The 14527-nt window shown below is 62.9% G+C and carries 15 protein-coding genes; 8 read left to right on the forward strand and 7 right to left on the reverse strand.

What is annotated here, in order from left to right; genetic code table 11:
- Positions 1-17 precede the first annotated feature (17 nt).
- The 3 genes from DMY87_RS12840 to DMY87_RS12850 all read left to right on the forward strand — a co-directional run bounded on the left by DMY87_RS12840 (position 18) and on the right by DMY87_RS12850 (position 4472).
- Positions 18-2582 (forward strand): hypothetical protein, encoded by a 2565-nt coding sequence (locus DMY87_RS12840; RefSeq protein WP_110791830.1) that lies wholly within the window; start codon positions 18-20, stop codon positions 2580-2582.
- 157 nt (positions 2583-2739) lie between these two features.
- Complete coding sequence (locus DMY87_RS12845) at positions 2740-3681, forward strand: ABC transporter ATP-binding protein (RefSeq protein ID WP_245408908.1); 942 nt, start codon at positions 2740-2742, stop codon at positions 3679-3681.
- On the forward strand, positions 3678-4472 hold the full coding sequence (locus tag DMY87_RS12850) for an ABC transporter permease (protein ID WP_165826221.1): 795 nt from the start codon (positions 3678-3680) through the stop codon (positions 4470-4472). Before DMY87_RS12845 ends, DMY87_RS12850 begins: the two co-directional genes overlap by 4 nt.
- Positions 4473-4545: 73 nt before the next feature.
- On the opposite strand, the gene rpoH is transcribed toward DMY87_RS12850, so the two are convergent.
- The 3 genes from rpoH to DMY87_RS12865 all read right to left on the reverse strand — a co-directional run bounded on the left by rpoH (position 4546) and on the right by DMY87_RS12865 (position 6478).
- Positions 4546-5448: an RNA polymerase sigma factor RpoH gene (gene rpoH / locus DMY87_RS12855; RefSeq protein ID WP_110791833.1), complete on the reverse strand. Its 903-nt coding sequence runs from the start codon at positions 5446-5448 to the stop codon at positions 4546-4548.
- Between the two features lie 157 nt (positions 5449-5605).
- A complete protein-coding gene (locus DMY87_RS12860) occupies positions 5606-6082 on the reverse strand; it encodes a Fic/DOC family protein (protein ID WP_165826222.1) in 477 nt (158 codons plus the stop codon).
- A gap of 180 nt (positions 6083-6262) precedes the next feature.
- Positions 6263-6478, reverse strand: a complete 216-nt coding sequence (locus DMY87_RS12865) for a hypothetical protein (RefSeq protein ID WP_110791836.1) — start codon at positions 6476-6478, stop codon at positions 6263-6265.
- 186 nt (positions 6479-6664) lie between these two features.
- Here DMY87_RS12865 and DMY87_RS12870 point away from each other — a divergent pair, with 186 nt between their 5' ends.
- Entirely contained in the window at positions 6665-7549 is an 885-nt protein-coding gene (locus tag DMY87_RS12870) for a DMT family transporter (RefSeq protein WP_110791838.1), read from the forward strand.
- Between the two features lie 15 nt (positions 7550-7564).
- Here the strand turns inward: DMY87_RS12870 and DMY87_RS12875 are convergent, their stop codons facing one another.
- Positions 7565-8593, reverse strand: a complete 1029-nt coding sequence (locus DMY87_RS12875) for an RluA family pseudouridine synthase (protein WP_110792184.1) — start codon at positions 8591-8593, stop codon at positions 7565-7567.
- 165 nt (positions 8594-8758) lie between these two features.
- On the opposite strand from DMY87_RS12875, the gene DMY87_RS12880 reads away from it, so the two are divergent.
- Both DMY87_RS12880 and DMY87_RS12885 read left to right on the forward strand, forming a co-directional pair.
- A complete protein-coding gene (locus DMY87_RS12880; protein ID WP_110791839.1) occupies positions 8759-9145 on the forward strand; it encodes a hypothetical protein in 387 nt (128 codons plus the stop codon).
- Positions 9146-9151: 6 nt separating this feature from the next.
- Positions 9152-9985 (forward strand): TrmH family RNA methyltransferase, encoded by an 834-nt coding sequence (locus DMY87_RS12885; RefSeq protein WP_110791841.1) that lies wholly within the window; start codon positions 9152-9154, stop codon positions 9983-9985.
- 5 nt (positions 9986-9990) lie between these two features.
- Here DMY87_RS12885 and DMY87_RS12890 read toward each other — a convergent pair whose 3' ends face one another.
- Both DMY87_RS12890 and DMY87_RS12895 read right to left on the reverse strand, forming a co-directional pair.
- A complete protein-coding gene (locus tag DMY87_RS12890) occupies positions 9991-11133 on the reverse strand; it encodes a coiled-coil domain-containing protein (protein WP_245408909.1) in 1143 nt (380 codons plus the stop codon).
- A gap of 195 nt (positions 11134-11328) precedes the next feature.
- Positions 11329-11916, reverse strand: coding sequence for a DUF1134 domain-containing protein (locus tag DMY87_RS12895; protein ID WP_110791843.1), 588 nt, complete (start codon positions 11914-11916; stop codon positions 11329-11331).
- A gap of 190 nt (positions 11917-12106) precedes the next feature.
- On the opposite strand from DMY87_RS12895, the gene chpT reads away from it, so the two are divergent.
- Together chpT and DMY87_RS12905 are read left to right on the forward strand one after the other, a co-directional pair.
- Positions 12107-12748 (forward strand): histidine phosphotransferase ChpT, encoded by a 642-nt coding sequence (gene chpT / locus DMY87_RS12900; protein ID WP_110791844.1) that lies wholly within the window; start codon positions 12107-12109, stop codon positions 12746-12748.
- Positions 12749-12858: 110 nt separating this feature from the next.
- Positions 12859-13227: a response regulator gene (locus DMY87_RS12905; protein ID WP_165826223.1), complete on the forward strand. Its 369-nt coding sequence runs from the start codon at positions 12859-12861 to the stop codon at positions 13225-13227.
- Between the two features lie 185 nt (positions 13228-13412).
- Here the strand turns inward: DMY87_RS12905 and ctrA are convergent, their stop codons facing one another.
- A complete protein-coding gene (ctrA, locus tag DMY87_RS12910) occupies positions 13413-14114 on the reverse strand; it encodes a response regulator transcription factor CtrA (protein ID WP_110791846.1) in 702 nt (233 codons plus the stop codon).
- Positions 14115-14527 lie beyond the last annotated feature (413 nt).

Consider the following 14527-nt stretch of genomic DNA (forward strand, 5'->3'; position numbering starts at 1 on the left):
TTCAAGAGAAAGTGCTGATGGCTGACTTTATCGCAGTTATTCGACGGGCCGTGGACGGCCTGTCGAACAATACTCCGGAGATGCGTGCACGGGTCTATGAAAAGGCCCGTTCCGCCGTTGTCCGGCAGCTCGAGAACATGTCGCCGCGTCCGCCGGAGCATATGCTGCAGCGGCAGCTGGAAAAGCTCGATGCCGCGATCCGGGAAGTCGAGTCCGAGCATGCCGAGGCCTTGCCGGCCGTCGATGATGTCGCCGCACCTGCCTTTGAGCCGGAGGGTCAATGGCAGCCGGAAGATCAGGCAGAGTCCGAGCCGCAGACGCAGCCGGAACCGCAGCCCGTCTGGATGCAGACGGCATCCGAGCCGGTCGCCGAGCCCGAATACCCGGCACAGACCCGCATGGCCGAGCCGGAACCCGATCCTGCGATGCCGGCGGAAGACGTCGATCATGGCTATGGCGATCGCGAAGACGCGCGGCAGGAGACCCCGGCACCAAGCGTGACGGGTGACGACTGGGCCGATGCGCATATGAGCGAGCCGGCGCCCGAGCCAGAGCCAGAGCCGCAAGTTTCTGTCGAGGAGCCCGTCGAGGTCGACGCTCGGATTGAGCCGGAGGAGCCTGTCGCTGTTGCCGAAACGGCGCCTGCCGTTTGGTCCGATCCTGACTACGGGATCACGGGTGACGAGACCGATTATGCCGGCATGTATGATGCCAAGGTATTCGGTGATGCCGAGGTGCGCGACGTCGCTTCGGTGCCGGAGGAACGTCCGGAGCCTGTTTTTGAACACGCGCCGGAGCCGCAGGTCGAGACGGCCTCTCAGCCGGCAGAGCCTGCCTTTACCGGCTGGGCCGATGCGCCGCAGCATGATGTCGCCGCCGAACACCATCCCGAACCGGTCTGGGGCGAGGTTGCAGATCATGCAGCGCCGGCCCAAGCCGTCGAATCGCCGGTCGAACCCGAAGCGTATGCCGCCCCGGCGGTCGAGCCGAAGTCGGCGGTTCTGGATGCCGTCGACGACTGGCTGCAGAGCCGTGCCGCCGACCCGACACCCGTCATCCCGCCGGCCAGCTGGGATCTGCCGCCCGCCGTCGAATCCGCTGCCAACCGCGTTCCGGAGCTTCCGGAGATCGATACGGCACCCGTTTCCGTCTCCTACACGCCGACGGACGAGTTCCCGGCTTATGACGAGCCGGTGCGGGTCGAGGTGGAGCAGGACTTCCCCGTGCCCGCCGGCCTTCGGCTTGAGGATAGCCAGCCGGACGCCTTCGGCACGGTTGCCTCTGCGCCAGCCGTCGCGGCCACGGCGGCCAGCGTCGAGCCCGACGATTTCAGCCAGTGGTTCCGTGACAATGTCGATGCCCAGCCGGCCCCGGCAAGCAGCGCCGCTTCGACCACGGACATGCCGGCGACGCCGGAATGGGATGCGCATCTGTCGACCTTCTCGCCGGATGGCAAGGGTCCCGTCATCGACCAGGACAACGATGTCGGCCGGATGATGGGCGGCTACGACCAGCCGGCCTATCGTCTCGAGCCGAAGAAGCGCCGCAGCCTCGCGCCGATCATTCTCGGTGCGGTCGGCGTGCTGCTGATCGCGGGCATCGGTTACGCGGGCTGGACATGGCGTGACGACATCGGCGGCATGGTGGCAAGCCTGACGGGCGAGCCGGAAACGGCGACCGACGGCGCGACGACGACCCCGGTGAGCACCACGACGCCGCCTGCAGAACAGGCGCCTGCGACGAGCGCACCCGCCACATCCACGCCGGCGACGGCCACGGCAACGCCGGCGGATGAAGGTGCTGCTGCGGGACAGAAGTTTACCCAGAGGCTGCGCGCCGACGGCACCGAGATCGATGAAGGGGCAGGCGCAGCACCGGCCGGATCCAGCGAAGAAGGCCGCTCCGTCTCGGCCCAGACCGTTGCCTCGACCATCGAGCCGACGGACGTTCCGGTGGCGCAGAATACGCCGACCGCCGGGCCGGCGCCGACCAACGGCGCTTCCACGGCATCTCCGATCGCGGGCGGCGAGAAGCTGTTCCTCTATGAAGAGCGTATCGGCCAGGCGACCCCGGTCGCCGTTCCCGGCTCCATCACCTGGACCGCCGTGCGCGAAACCGGGGCCGACGGCAAGCCGGATCCGCAGATCCAGGGCAAGATCAACGTGCCGGATCGCGGCATCTCGGCGCTCGTCACGATCAAGCGCAACACCGACAACTCGCTGCCGGCGAGCCACATCATCGAAGTGGTGTTCTCCGTGCCTGCCGATTTCGAGGGGGGCGCGATCGACAACCTGCAGCGCATCGCGATGAAACGCACCGAACAGGATCGCGGAGACCCGCTGGTGGCCGTCACGGCCAAGGTCACGGACGATACCTATCTGGTGGCGCTCAACGACTTCGCCGATGTGGTCAAGCGCAATATGGAACTGCTCTCCACTCGCGGCTGGATCGACATCCCCGTCACCTACCGCAATGGCCGCCGCGCGCTCCTCACCTTCGACAAGGGCACGCAAGGGGCCAATGTCTTCCAGCAGGTGATGCGCGAGTGGGATGCGCTCGCACCGGCCACACCGGCGAACTGAGCGATATCATTCCGATGAAAACACATCCGCCGAGAGAGATTTCGGCGGATTTTTTCATTTTGACGCCGGGTCGAAACCCTGGCCGACGATGGGCTTCATACAATTGACGTGCTCGGTTTCGATCCTCGGGCCGGCAACAAAAAACAGGAAAGTGCCAATGGCAGCGATTGTGGAAGACATGCGCCGAGGGGCGGTACACCTGTCGACTGAGCCGGCTATTTCGTTCATCTCGGTCGACAAGAGGTTCGGTCGCGGCAGGACCTCGGTGCTGGCGCTGGATGGGCTCAGCCTGTCTGTGCCGAAAGGATCCGTCTATGGCCTGCTCGGTCCGAACGGCGCCGGCAAGAGCACGCTGCTGCGGATTCTGGCAGGGTTGCTGACGGCGGATCGTGGCGATGTGCTGATCTTCGGCGCGCCGGCGGCGCCTGCCAATCGCCGCCGACTTGGCATGTTGATTGAAGCGCCGAGCTTCTATCCTTTCCTGACGGCCCGCGAGCACCTGCAGATGCTGGCCCGTTTCACCGGTACCGGCGCGCTGGTCGAGCCTGTCTTGCGACGGATCGGGCTGGAAAAGGCGGCGGACAAGGCGGTGTCCGGTTTCTCGCTCGGCATGAAGCAGCGGCTCGGGATCGGCTGCGCGCTGATCGGCCAGCCCGAGGCGATCATCCTGGACGAGCCGACCAACGGGCTCGATCCCGACGGCATCCTCGAAATGCGCGCGCTGATCGACGAACTTGCCCATCGCGACGGCCTGACGGTGCTGTTGTCCAGCCATCTTCTGGACGAAGTTCAGAGGGTCTGCGACCGGGTGGCCATTCTTCAGCATGGGCGGCTGGTCGCAGAAGGCGCCGTTGCCGACCTGCTTGACCGCGAGGGGCGCTTCTTTCTGTCGGTCGACACGCCGGACACCCTTATCGAAGAGTTCGGCGCAAGGGCCGAGGCCGGCGACGGCGGTGTCTATGTGAAGATCGACAGCGAGCAGGTTCCCGATCTGATCGCATCCCTGGCTGGCGCCGGGATGCGCATCCACGAAGCGAAATGGGTCAAGCCGGATCTCGAAACCGTCTTTCTCTCGCAGACACGGGAGGCTGGCCGATGAGACCGCTTCTCTCTGCGGAAATGCTGAAGCTGTCGCGCCAGCCCGCGATCCTGTTCTGGGGTTTCCTGTCCGTGCCGCTCGTCGCGCTCCTGTTCAAGCTGGTCGTCGAGGGGCTGCTCTTCGTGCGCCTGGGGCGTCAGGGTGGCGAGGATATCGATATCTTCCTCTCGGCAGCGAAGAGCCTCAACCTGTCCGGCAATTCAATCGGACAGCTCATCTATGCCATCGGCATCGCCTCTCTCTTCTTTCTCGAATACCGCCATGCAACCTGGCGGGTTCTGGTCCCGCGACAGCCGCGTGTCCAGCTGTTCGCAGCAAAGGGCTTGCTGTGCCTGATGTGGCTGGCGCTGGGGCTGCTGGTCGCCGCAATCGGCGACGTGGCGATCAACCTTGGTCTATCCGTCCTGAAAGGGCAGGGCAGCGGCGGGCCTGTCTTCTCCGGAGCCTCCTTCGTCATCTTCGTGGCTGCGTTCGGGGTCGCCCTGCTCGAACTCACTGTGCTCACGGCTTTCGTCGCCACGCTTGTGGTCTTCTTCCGCTCGATGATCGCGGCCGTCATCCCGGCATTTCTGCTCGCCATCGGATCCACCGTGTTGCAGCTCTATCTCGGGGCGGATGCGGACCGGCTGCCGCTTCCAAGTTATGCCGCGCAGTGGATGCGCGACTGGGTGATCATGGGGGGATCGCCGCTCGCAGGCCTGACCGGCCTCGGGGTGCTTGCCGGCTGGGCAATCATCCTGTTTGCGCTTGGGCTCTATCTGTTTTCGCGCCAGCAGTTGGCAACGGAGTAGCGGTCGGCCACGAAAAAAAGCCGCCCGATCTTTCGGGCGGCTTGCAGGCTTTCGTTCAGAGATATCGGAAGGCTTAGGCCTCGACCACCCGAAGCGCCTTGGCCCGTTCCAGCGCATCCTTCTGGACGGCTTCCTGGACCTTCTCAAAGGCGCGCACCTCGATCTGGCGGACGCGTTCGCGGCTGATGTCGAACTCGGAGGAGAGTTCTTCCAGCGTGACCGGATCTTCGGCGAGACGACGGGCCTCGAAGATGCGGCGCTCGCGCTCGTTGAGGACGCTCATCGCCCGCTGCAGCATGCGGCGGCGGGTGTCCAGCTCGTCCTGTTCGATGAGGACGGCTTCCTGGCTCTCGTGATCGTCGACCAGCCAATCCTGCCACTGGCCGCTTTCGCCTTCGGCTGCGCGCAAGGGCGCATTCAGCGAGGCGTCGCCGGAGAGGCGGCGGTTCATCGAAATGACCTCCTCCTCCGAGACGTTCAGCTTGGTGGCAATCTCGGCCACCTGGTCGGGCTTCAGGTCACCTTCCTCGATGGCCTGGATCTTGCCCTTGAGGCGACGCAGATTGAAGAACAGACGCTTCTGATTGGCGGTCGTGCCCATCTTGACCAGCGACCACGAGCGCAGGATGTATTCCTGGATCGAGGCCTTGATCCACCACATGGCATAGGTCGCCAGACGGAAGCCGCGCTCGGGATCGAATTTCTTGACCGCCTGCATCAGGCCGACATTGCCTTCCGAAACGACTTCGCCGATCGGCAGGCCATAGCCACGGTAACCCATGGCGATCTTCGCCACGAGGCGCAGATGGCTCGTGACCATCCGGTGCGCCGCGTCGCGGTCGCCATGTTCGGCATAACGCTTGGCAAGCATGTATTCTTCCTGGGGTTCCAGCATGGGGAACTTGCGGATCTCGTCCAGGTAGCGATTGAGGCCGGCTTCACCGGCGGTGATGGAAGGCAAACTGTTGCGGGCCATATAGCACCCCTCTTTCTTCGTGGACTCCCAATATTCCGGCGAGTCCCATCTCCGTGGATCTCTCTATCCCACAGAAATCCGTATGACAGATAAGTATGGCAAAACGGCGATACAAGATTTGCGTTCCCTCACGAGAGCGTGACGGTGTGTCAAACAATCAGTGACGAAGCCGCGTGAGGTTGGCGAGGAGGAGGGCGCTCAAGGGCGCGCAATTTCCCGTCAGGAAACCGATGCGGCTGGCCTCGTTCCAATCGCCGGCATGACGCCGATCAAGAGACAAGTCAAAGCCAGCCTTTTCCGAGACAATCTGCAACCAGAGGCGCAATACCCGTCCGTTCCCGTCAATGAAGGGATGGGCTGCGTTGAGTTCGTTCGCCACGGAGGCCAGAGCCGCCGCAAAGTCCGAGAGACCAAGCTCTCGAAGATACTCTTGGCTCTGCAGAAACTCGAACTGCTTTTGCATCCAGGGAGCGATGTTCTCGGGCGCGGCAAACGGCGCACCGGGATTACGGCTGGTGGTGTAGGGCCGCAAACTTCCCGCCCATTCATACAGATCCTGAAAGAGATGCCGGTGAATGCTGAGATAACCCTCGAATTTTAGCGCGAGGGCTTCGCTCGGGAGGCCCTGTTCCATGCGAAGCGGCAGGATTTCTGCTTCCAATGCGTGGAGGGTTGGCCAGTCGCGGATGCCGAGGCGGTTGACGGGGACCCGAGGTTCTGGCCCCGGATACATCCGACGATGATAGGCTGCGGTTTCATGTTTGCCCCGCCCCCAGAGCATGACTAAGCATTGATTGCTGCTGTCATCATTGCCTCATTCCGCCGCATCAGGCCGTGAATGCCGTTGCAGGAGGCGAGCGATCTGGGCCTCGGTGGACGTACCAGCCTCGCGCATTTCGGTGACCATCGCAGAGAGGGACGGGTCGCGTGTGACGCCTTCGATCGCGTTGTTCTCAATCATCTGCGCTCGACGCCACTCCTTCGACGCGCGGTCTTCCGATGCAAATTTCGATTTTGCCGGCTCGTCCATGGCAAATCCTCCGTCTCGATCTTTGTAACACAGATGAGCGTGTTCTGCATCAGGCCCCGCGTAAACGACGAACGGAGCCAGTAGGCTGTATGTTAAAAGCAGACGGACAACGTCGTCTGATGACGCCATGGTGGCAGTTGTGGTCTGCTATAAACATCGCATTGTTTATGGATTTCAGAGGTTCCCATGCCCATGTCGACCTATGCGCGTGGCTTGATCGCCGTCACGGCCGCGACGTTTGCGCTGTCCACGGCGGGGTTGATGACGCGGCTTGTCTCCATCGACGGGCCGACGCTGCTTTTTCTGCGGGGCTTGATCGCCGGTCTCTTTCTGCTCCTTTGCCTGGTCGTGACGGCGCGGGGGCGTGTGGTGGCAGACTTCGTCCGGCTCGGCTGGTCGGGGCTTCTGATCTGCGCCACGTCGGCCGCGTGTGCCGTGCTGTTCATCGGTGCGCTCTACACGACCTCGGTTGCCCATGTGGCGATCATCTTTGCGACCTGCCCGTTTATCGCGGCTGGCCTCGGCTTCCTGCTGCTTGGCGAGCGGCCCGGCCGCGTCGCCCTTGTCGCCAGCGGTGTGGCCATGGCCGGCGTGGCGGTGATGATCGGCAGCGGCGAGGAGGGGGCGCTTCTCGGCGATCTGCTTGCCTTCGCCATGACCGGGATGGTCGCGCTTTGGACCGTGCTGATCCGCCGCCATCCGGACAAGCCGGCGCTGCCGTGTTCTGTCGTCTCCTGTTTCCTGAGCGCGGCCGTTGCGCTGCCCTTTGCCGCGCCGTTTGCCACCTCAGGCCATGACCTTTCGGTCGTGCTCGGCTTTGGCGTCCTGGCCTTCTCGCTGGGGTTTCTGCTGCTGACCCTCGGCGCGCGGGATGTGCCGCCGGTGGAATCGGCGCTGATCGGCGCTCTGGATGCGCCGCTTGCGCCCTTCTGGGTCTGGCTTGTCATCGGTGACCAGCCATCGCCGACGACCATCATTGGTGGCGTGGTGGTTCTTGCCGCCGTCGTCGGGCATGTGCTGGTCTCGCGCCATGCGCCGCCACCGCTTGCCGTGCTGCCGCTCGATCCGTAACGACGATTGCCCGCGTCACATCGCCTTCAGGGCGTCGATCACCTTCTGCAGATCGGCCGGGATCGGGGCTTCGAAGCGCATGGTCTTGCCTGATGTCGGATGCTCGAAGGCCAGCAGATAGGCGTGCAGCGCCTGGCGGTGGAACTTGTTGACGGCGCGCTTGGCTTCTTCCGGCAAGAGGTTGGCCTTGGTCTTGAAAGCGGCGCCATATTCCTGGTCGCCGACCAGCGGATTGCCGATATGGGCCATGTGCACGCGGATCTGGTGGGTGCGGCCTGTCTCCAGCCGGCATTCGACCAGCGAGGCGAGGCAGGTCGCATCCGGCTTTTCGCCGTAGCGCTCCAGCACCGTGTAGTGGGTAATCGCCTCGCGGGCGTCGTCGGTGTCCTCGCGCTTGACCGTGCGTTTGGTGCGGTCGGCGCCGGAGCGGCCAAGGGCTGCATCGATCGTTCCGGCGAGCGAGCGTGGACGGCCCCAGACGACGGCACGATAGGCGCGCTCCAGCGGACCGGTGCGGCCGTGGTCGGCAAACTGGTCGGCGAGGTGGCGGTGGGCGATGTCGTTCTTGGCGACGACCATGACGCCCGACGTGTCCTTGTCGAGGCGGTGGACGATGCCGGGGCGCTTGACGCCGCCAATGCCGGAGAGGCTGTCGCCGCAATGATAGATCAGCGCATTGACCAGCGTGCCATGCCAGTTGCCGGCGCCCGGATGGACGACGAGGCCCGGCGGCTTGGCAATGACGATCAGGTCCTTGTCCTCGTAGAGGACTTCGAGCGGGATGTTCTCTCCCTTCGGCTGCGGGTCCTCGGGCGCCGGCAGATCGATGACGATGCTGTCGCCGGTCTTGATCTTGCGGTTGGGCGAATCCAGCAGCACACCGTTGACCTGCACCGCCCCTTGCTCGATCAGCGCCTTGACGCGGTTGCGCGAGAACTCGGCCCCGAGCGCTGCCGTCAGCCAGGCGTCGATGCGGCCTGCGGCATCCGCGTCGGCAATCAGCTCTTTTCTTGCGGCGGTGCTTTCGGTAAAGGGGGCGGTCATCGTGTCATTCCGTCTTTCTTCGACCGACGGTGCGGCCCGGTTTTCCTGCCATGTGGCACAGACCGGCGCCTTCGACAATCGATAGCCGGATGATTTTGCGCCCGGAGCCCCTTTGGGGACACCGTGGCTACGACCGTGAAGCTTTTTTAAGGACAGACCGCGACCATGACCCATCTCGACGACGAACAGGACGAAAAGCCGCTGGATCCGGCGATGGAAAACGTGCGCCGCAAGATGATCAAGCTGCAGATGGTCTCAGGCGGCATCATGGCGGTGATGTTTCTCGCGGTGCTTGTCGCCATCGGCTATAAGCTGACGCGCGACGATAGGCGCTCTGCGCCGGCTGCGACCGTCGCCCAGCCGTTTGCCGTCCCGTCCGGTCAGCCGCTTTCGCTGACCGCCGATCTGCCGGCTGGCTTCCGGGTTCTCTCCACCTCGCTTTCGGGCAGCCAGATGTTGATCCTTGGCGAGGCTGAAGGCGTCAAGAAGACGCTGGTCTTCGACCTTTCGCTCGGCCGCATCATTGCCGACGTCACGCTGTCGGAAAAGTAAGCATCAATGACTGGCGGGAGCCCGATCGAGATCACCGATCCCGCCGATCCGCGGATTGCCGAATTCACTGACATCCGGGAACGCGATCTGACCGGCCGCCAAGGCCAGTTCATCGCCGAGGGCACAGTGGTGCTCTCGATGCTTGCCAAGGCGCATGCGGCGGGCGGGGATGTCGTTGCCGAAAAGCTGCTGATCCTCAAGAACCGGCTTGCCGGGCTTTCCGAGCTTCTGGCGCTTTTTCCGGACGATATCCCTGTTTATGTCGCCGAGGCCCCGGTGCTCGATGCCATCGCCGGCTTTCACCTGCATCGCGGCGTGCTGGCGCTCGGGCGACGGCTGCCGCCACCCGACCTTGTGGAGCGGATCGCGGCGCTCTCCGAGGATGCGCTGGTGCTGGTGGGCTGCGGCATTTCCAACCATGACAACATCGGATCGCTGTTCAGAAACGCTGCCGGTTTCACCGCCGACGCCGTGCTGCTCGACGAGACCTGCTGTGATCCGCTGTATCGCAAGGCGCTGCGTGTCTCCGTCGGCTCCGTGCTGACCATGCCCTACAGCCGGCAAGGATCGGCAGACGGCGTGCTTGGCGCCCTTGCGGCTTCCGGGTTCGAGATCTGGGCCCTGTCTCCTTCCGGAGAGGTCGAGATCGGTGCGATTGCCCCTAGCCGCCGCGTGGCGCTCGTCATGGGAACGGAAGGCGAGGGGTTGCCCAAGGCAATCCTGGAAAGCTTCCGTTCGGCCCGCATTGCCCAGGCCCCAGGGCTGGATAGTCTGAATGTCGGGACGGCGAGCGGGATTGCGCTTTATGCGATTGCCCGCGCCATGGGGCGGCTGGGCTGAGCAGCCTATTCTGCGGGAGACGGCACGCTCGCCGACCGGCCGACCGAGGGGTCGAGCGCGAGGACACGATCGACCAGGCTGCGCGGCGCGTTGGCGCCACGGGCTGAAGGCTGGGCCATGAATTCGCCGATCGGCGACGGGCCTTCGCCCGAGGCTTCCCGCATCGAGGTCAGCAGGATCATCTTGGCGGCGATGTCGCCCAGTTCTTCACGCAACTGGTCATCCTCTGCGGCGGATGTCGCCTTCAGCAGGCGCTCCGTCAGCGCGGTCTGGCTATGGCGGATATCGCTTTCCAGCAGGTCGGGGCTGAGGCGGGGGGCGGGTGTCTGTTCGTCGAGCATGGTGTCCTCCGTCGCATCGGGCAGAGGCAGGCCCGCCTGCTTGAGACTGCGCTGGGCGCTTCTCAGCTGCGCATTCGCCGATTTCAGCTTGGCTTTCAGCTCGGTGAGTTCCCGCTGCCGGCGTTCCAGCGCAGAGCCTGCATCCGCCCGTTCGGCCGCATCCCGCGCAAGACTGTCTTCCAGGCGCAAGACCTTGTGTTCTTCCTGGGTCAGACGCAGTTCGGCATCCTTGGCGCGCTTGCCCAGCAGCTTGTTTTCGCGGCGCAGATCTTCGCGTTCGTCGCGCATGAACTGGATGCGCGTCTTCAGCGTATCGATCTCGGTGTCCCGGCTCATGGCCTCGATGCGCATGTGATCGATGTCGCTCACCAGGCGGGCGATGCGACGCGCACGCTCCTCCAGTTCGACATCCTTGGCGGCCGTAGCCACTTCGACACGCTTCAGTGTTTCGCGGACGGTCGACAGATCGATATCGGCACGGCGAAGCCCGGAGCGCATGTCGGCGGCCTCGGTGCTCATCTCGTTGATCTGCGTCTTCAGATCCTGATTTTCGGCAATCAGCCGCCCGGCTTCACCGGACAGGGTTTCATTCTGCAGCTTGAGGGCAATCGCCCTTTCGCGCTCACGGATCAGCTCGTGCTGGGTCTTGGCGTTTTCGGCGGCGTAGAGTGCGCGCACCATGTCCTTCTGGGCGCGGATCTCCTGCGGGCTCAGCGGCATGGTCGCCTTGAGGCGATTCTCGGTGTAGAGCACCACACGCCGATGGATCGCAGGCGCCAGCAGCATTGCCAAGAGGGCTGCGGCCATAAATCCCATTCCGAAAATCAGTGTATATTCAATCACGGTCGGGCCACAGCGTTCACATGAGCATTAAGGCATATTTAATCATGGTGCCCCCGTCGCGGCAAGGATTGCCGCGGGGAGCGCACCGGAATCTCTCAGTATGCCTAACGACAGAGCAGGACCAAGCTTGCGTCAGCCTGAGTTCCTCCTGGCAGGATGTCAGAAGGGGTTCCAGGTGGGCGTGCGCGTGAGCTTCAGATAGCCGACATTGACGCCGAGGCGGGCACCGACGCCGGTGCGGATGGGAACCAGGATGACATCGCGGCTCTTCAGCACGGTCATGCCGACGCCGGCGACGATATAGGCCGAGCCGCTGACGCCGCCGTAACGCGCGTAGAGCGTGTCGACATCCGGCAGGTCATAAACCAGCATCATGGTGCGGGTGCCGTTGCCACCATAGTCGATGCCGAGAGAAGGACCCTGCCAGAAGACATCGTGCTGGCCGACATTCTTCGTATAGAGCGTGCCTTCGCCATAGGTGAGGCCGGCGATCAGAGCGCCCGAACCTTCCTGACCGAGGATATAGCCGTTCGGCAGGCCGTATTGTTCGAAGGCCTGTTCGATGACCTTCGCCAAAGCGCCACTGGTCTCACCGAAGAAACCGTGCCCGGCATCGACCACTTCCTGGATCGAGTATTCACCGGCGGCCTGAACCTGGCGCGGGGCCACTGCCAGTGCGGACAGGACGAAAGCTGCCAGAAGGAAGAGCCGCGCGGCAGGGAAGGAGCGGGTTATCAGGTGACGCATGGAGCCTCCTTGATGTGAAGTCGATGGATTCGGCTTCTTCGATGGGGGTAATTAAACCTAGCGATCATCATCTTAATAATCGGTTTACCAAATATGGTGTCATTATGGCCGACAAGGAATCCGGTGACACCGCAGCCCCATGTTCGTGCACGACCGCTGTGGTACCGATGACACTTCTCTGGAGACGACCATGGCGAAAAACCCCAATCTCACGCTCGCGGGTCCCGATCTCGCGGCCCTTTTGTGCAGCCGCGTCTGCCATGACGTGATCTCGCCGGTCGGTGCGATCAACAACGGGCTGGAACTGCTCGACGAAGGCGGTGCAGACGCCGATGCGATGGATCTCATCCGCACCAGCGCGCTCAACGCCTCCGTCCGCCTGAAATTCGCACGGCTTGCCTTCGGCGCGTCCGGCTCGGTCGGCGCATCGATCGACACCGGCGAAGCGGAAAAGGCGGCCAAGGATTTCGCGGCGGCCGAGAAGAAGACGGAAGTCACCTGGAACGGCCCGCGCGCCATCATTGCGAAGAACCGGGTGAAGCTGCTGCTCAACCTGTTCCTCGTCGCCTATGGCGCGATCCCGCGCGGCGGTTCGCTTGATGTGACCCTTGAGGATCCCGAGACAGACGCCAAGTTCAAGATCGTCGCCAAGGGCCGCATGCTGCGCGTGCCGCCGAAATACCAGGAAATCCTGTCGGGTCATCTGGAAGAGGCGGTCGATGCCCATACCATCCAGCCCTACTATACCGTTCTCCTCGCCGACGAGGCCGGCATGGAGCTGAAATGCGTGCCGAGCGAAGGCGAAATCGCGTTCACGGCCGAGGTCGTCTGAGCCGCTGGACCGTTTCGGGACAGTGCCTGTCGCGAGGCGGTAACGGTTCCTTAGGCGCTGTGGCATAAGGTGCGGGCAGAATTGTTATGTGCCCGGAAGCGGGAGGGGATATGGCCATGAAGCGCCTCATGATTGCAGACGGCTCGGACGTGGTTCGCAAGGTGGGTCGCAAGATCCTGTCGGAACTCGGCTTCCAGGTGGCGGATGCATCGACAGGTCGCGAGGCCTTGGTGCTTTGCGAGCGCGAGCTGCCCGATTTCCTGATCGTCGATGCTGCCATGGACGATGCTCTCGATCTCATCTCCAATGTGCGTGCCCTTCCGAACGGCAAGGACGTGCGGATCTACTACTGCGTCATCGAGGCGGAGCTGAAGGTGATGATGGCCGGCAAGCGCGCCGGCGCCAATGATTTCCTGCTGAAGCCTTTCGACCGCCAGATCCTGACGGCGACCTTCGGCGACAAGGCGATGGCGGCCTGAGGGCGAGCTCCAACAATCGTTCTCCAAGCGAATTCAGGCGGCATCTTCCAGGTGTCGCCTTTTTCATTGCATTCGGCCGGATGCCCCAACGGCCGGGAGGCAGGGGTGGGCGCCGCATCCCGACAACGCAAAAGGCCCGCATCGGATGATGCGGGCCTTTTGAGGCAACGTGTGCGGAGAACGGATCAGGCCGTTTCCATGTATTCCGCGCCATCCGGCTCGCGCAGCACATAGCCGCGACCCCAGACGGTTTCGATGTAGTTGGCGCCACCGGCCGCATTTGCGAGCTTCTTGCGCAGCTTGCAGATGAAGACGTCGATGATCTTCAGTTCCGGTTCGTCCATGCCGCCATAGAGGTGGTTGAGGAACATTTCCTTGGTCAGCGTCGTGCCCTTGCGCAGCGAGAGCAGCTCGAGCATCTGGTATTCCTTGCCCGTGAGGTGAACGCGGGTGCCGCCGACTTCGACGGTCTTGGCGTCCAGGTTCACGATCAGCTCACCGGTGATGATGATGGACTGGGCATGACCCTTCGAGCGACGGACGATCGCGTGAATACGGGCAACGAGCTCATCCTTGTGGAAGGGCTTCGTCATGTAGTCGTCGGCGCCGAAACCGAGACCGCGAACCTTGTCCTCGATGCCGGCCATGCCGGACAGGATGAGGATCGGGGTCTTCACCTTCGACAGGCGGAGCGTGCGAAGCACCTCGTAGCCGGACATGTCGGGGAGGTTGAGGTCGAGCAGAATGATATCGTAGTCGTAGAGCTTACCGAGATCGACACCTTCTTCGCCGAGATCGGTTGTATAGACGTTGAAGCTTTCCGATTTGAGCATCAGTTCGATGCTCTGAGCGGTCGCGCTGTCGTCTTCGATGAGTAGAACCCGCATATTTATCCCCTTTACCGCCGCCGAAAGGTCGAGATGTCCCCCTACGCGATACGGATCCAGTCGTTGCCTGATTTGCAGGCTGCCACCAAATGGTTAACAAATTCTGATTCCCTCTGGCAAGGTGTATCGGATTTATTAAGCAAAGATTTCAGCCTCATGATTTTGCATGTGTTTCGGTCATCGCCACACTTGAATCTGCGCCTCAGGTTTTACCCGTAACCGATTCATTTGACTCATCATTGTCATGTGCCGTTTTCCGGCGCTGGCATTTACTGACCCTTAAGTGATCCGCCTTATCATTAACGATGCCCGTAAACGAAAGGTTACCAAGGGTAGCTTTTTGTTAACGCCGCAGACTTTTTTTGGACGGTTCGCGGTCGGCGTGTTGAGTAGCAAGTGTGGCGGGGGGTCTC

The sequence above is a fragment of the Peteryoungia wuzhouensis genome (genome assembly GCF_003205195.1).
GTDB lineage: Bacteria > Pseudomonadota > Alphaproteobacteria > Rhizobiales > Rhizobiaceae > Allorhizobium > Allorhizobium wuzhouense.

Bases quoted from the DNA above. Each gene is read 5' to 3' on its own strand.
- rpoH (WP_110791833.1), bottom strand. From the start codon at position 5,448: ATGGCCCGCAACAGTTTGCCTTCCATCACCGCCGGTGAAGCCGGCCTC.
- DMY87_RS12850 (WP_165826221.1), top strand. From the start codon at position 3,678: ATGAGACCGCTTCTCTCTGCGGAAATGCTGAAGCTGTCGCGCCAGCCC.
- DMY87_RS12880 (WP_110791839.1), top strand. From the start codon at position 8,759: ATGACCCATCTCGACGACGAACAGGACGAAAAGCCGCTGGATCCGGCG.
- DMY87_RS12895 (WP_110791843.1), bottom strand. From the start codon at position 11,916: ATGCGTCACCTGATAACCCGCTCCTTCCCTGCCGCGCGGCTCTTCCTT.
- DMY87_RS12860 (WP_165826222.1), bottom strand. From the start codon at position 6,082: ATGGAACAGGGCCTCCCGAGCGAAGCCCTCGCGCTAAAATTCGAGGGT.
- DMY87_RS12905 (WP_165826223.1), top strand. From the start codon at position 12,859: ATGGCCATGAAGCGCCTCATGATTGCAGACGGCTCGGACGTGGTTCGC.
- ctrA (WP_110791846.1), bottom strand. From the start codon at position 14,114: ATGCGGGTTCTACTCATCGAAGACGACAGCGCGACCGCTCAGAGCATC.
- DMY87_RS12885 (WP_110791841.1), top strand. From the start codon at position 9,152: ATGACTGGCGGGAGCCCGATCGAGATCACCGATCCCGCCGATCCGCGG.
- DMY87_RS12840 (WP_110791830.1), top strand. From the start codon at position 18: ATGGCTGACTTTATCGCAGTTATTCGACGGGCCGTGGACGGCCTGTCG.
- DMY87_RS12845 (WP_245408908.1), top strand. From the start codon at position 2,740: ATGGCAGCGATTGTGGAAGACATGCGCCGAGGGGCGGTACACCTGTCG.
- DMY87_RS12875 (WP_110792184.1), bottom strand. From the start codon at position 8,593: ATGACCGCCCCCTTTACCGAAAGCACCGCCGCAAGAAAAGAGCTGATT.
- chpT (WP_110791844.1), top strand. From the start codon at position 12,107: ATGGCGAAAAACCCCAATCTCACGCTCGCGGGTCCCGATCTCGCGGCC.
- DMY87_RS12865 (WP_110791836.1), bottom strand. From the start codon at position 6,478: ATGGACGAGCCGGCAAAATCGAAATTTGCATCGGAAGACCGCGCGTCG.
- DMY87_RS12890 (WP_245408909.1), bottom strand. From the start codon at position 11,133: ATGGCCGCAGCCCTCTTGGCAATGCTGCTGGCGCCTGCGATCCATCGG.
- DMY87_RS12870 (WP_110791838.1), top strand. From the start codon at position 6,665: ATGCCCATGTCGACCTATGCGCGTGGCTTGATCGCCGTCACGGCCGCG.